The following is a 1,934-nucleotide window of genomic DNA, read 5'->3' as shown; positions in this document are numbered from 1 at the left end:
ACGGGCAGCGCTTCAAACGGGTTCGACGCTCACTGCTTTCCAGTGATCAGGTGTGCTGCCCACGGAAGAGGGTGTACCGAATGGCCGTTGCACCCAGGAGCACCATTGCCCAGGCGGATGATGCATTGAACGCCGCCGCTGCGGGCCGCCAGAGGCTGTCCATCGAGTCCGTATCGACAGGCCAGGCGAACAGAGCACTGGCCAGCGCCGCAGCTGCCGCGAGCAACCAGGTCCAGCGATCAAATGCACGGATGCGATCGGGGGAGGCACCCTTGGGCCTCAGCTTTGCAAAAGCGAGCGCCGTAGTAGCCACAACGAAGCAAACAAAAAAAGCGAAGACAATCATCCTGCGCGCCTAATGTTTGGTTCAGGGGCAGATTCTAGCTGCTCTGCAAGAAGGTGAGCTTCTCTTACTCTGGCAGCCCTTCGAACTCCGGCACATCACTAATCGCCCGACCCCATGCTGCTTTGCTTGATGTGAAAATTTGCGCAGTCGGCAGCGTAGCAATTTCTGTGTCCAAACAACCCGCAGGAACAACGAGCAGGTTTGTAAGTTGAGTGCTGGGCAATGCTGAGCCACACGACCTGCAAAAGCTTTTGCTGTGGCGGGTGCCTGGAAGCGTAAAGGATGTCACAGAATCTACACCCGCCAGCCAGGTCAGTTTAGCTGACTGCGAAAACAGATTTGATGCATAAGCAGAGCCAGTGTCCTTTTGGCAGTGTTTACAGTGGCAGAGGTAAAAACTGTCGAAGTCTCCATGGATCTCAAATTTCACTGTGCTGCATAGACAAGAGCCAACATGCTTAGTCATAGCTATCTCTTCTATGGTCTACATATTAATCAGGCATGACGTTTACTTAAGGCGCAGGTGTTAGCCTGTACCAGTGAGGGAAACAAACGGATTGAGCCGCTTGTTAGGCGTGCTCAACCGCTATTCAAGCCGCAAATCATAAGGAAGATTAATTGTGGCTTCCACAGGCCCAGCAAGACATGAAGTTGCCAGGGTTGCTTTCCTTGCAGTTTTTGCACCGCCACTCGGCTTCGCTTTGCGAATAATTTGATTCTTGTTCGTATTGAAAGCGGCCGACAAGTTTGGCAGCAGCTTCAAACTGTTCGGGGTGTACCCAGAGTTCAGGGTGTATGGGTTTGTTAAAGGAAATAACCGAGCGGATGGAACTCTGGTGTTCGTTCAGTATTTTTACAGTTATGCCATTGCTTTGCAGGTAACTGGCTATCAGGTTTACCTGGATAAGGCTGTCAGATTCCAATAGTTTCCGCAAAATAAATGCCTGATGTCTGATTATGGGGTTGGTGTTAGGTCTGTCCCGGCGAGCGGCTTTAACATGTTGTTATGCGCTGTGCTCGCCGAAAAATACAAGTGTCCAATCGCCGATCTCAAGAGTGTGCAGAGAACATTTATTGTCACTTTTGAATTTAACTTCATGGATTGGAGCGCTGAAGAGAGGGTTGAACGGTCCACGTTCATCAATTGCGGTAGAAAGCAGGCCGACGCATTCTTCGAATTGCCACTTCAGGTCTTCTCGGACGGTAGGAGATAGGTGAGAGAGTGATATGTCTAGCGGGCTCCAGGACTTTTTTATAAATTCGTCGCGGTTTGAAAGTGATGTTTTTATTGTTGAGTATTGGATTTTGCACTTCTTGAGGTGCAAGGCTAGGTCGGCTTCTAGCGTTCCGTTGCGCTTATAAATGCCTACAGAGATTCCTGCTTTTCTGTTCGCAACTATTTCTAGTGCCTTGAGAAAACCATGGGTGAAGCTTAAGGCGTTATCGAGTTCAATCGGTAACTGCATAAGGTGTATGATGCTTGGTTAGTGGGAATGAAAAAGGACGGATTTATTTATTGCGATCGCCCATCGAAAATAAATCTGTCCCCTTTAGCTACATGAGCTACATGAGCTACATGAGCTACATG

At 49.4% G+C, this 1,934-nt stretch carries 4 protein-coding genes; all 4 read right to left on the bottom strand.

The features are described from left to right. Positions 1–46: 46 nt before the first annotated feature. Entirely contained in the window at positions 47–346 is a 300-nt protein-coding gene (locus tag J0A65_RS22750; protein WP_206596584.1) for a hypothetical protein, read from the bottom strand. A gap of 64 nt (positions 347–410) precedes the next feature. Further along, a complete protein-coding gene (locus tag J0A65_RS22745) occupies positions 411–812 on the bottom strand; it encodes a GFA family protein (RefSeq protein ID WP_206596583.1) in 402 nt (133 codons plus the stop codon). A 148-nt stretch (positions 813–960) separates the two neighbouring features. Next, complete coding sequence (locus J0A65_RS27980) at positions 961–1,269, bottom strand: putative signal transducing protein (protein ID WP_416135323.1); 309 nt, start codon at positions 1,267–1,269, stop codon at positions 961–963. Between the two features lie 81 nt (positions 1,270–1,350). Continuing rightward, a complete protein-coding gene (locus tag J0A65_RS22735) occupies positions 1,351–1,812 on the bottom strand; it encodes a hypothetical protein (protein WP_206596581.1) in 462 nt (153 codons plus the stop codon). Positions 1,813–1,934 lie beyond the last annotated feature (122 nt).

Source organism: Bowmanella yangjiangensis (assembly GCF_017255015.1).
Taxonomy (GTDB): Bacteria; Pseudomonadota; Gammaproteobacteria; order Enterobacterales; family Alteromonadaceae; genus Bowmanella; species Bowmanella yangjiangensis.
The sequence above is the reverse complement of the archived record's forward strand: the minus strand, read 5'-3'. Positions and strand labels throughout refer to the sequence as shown.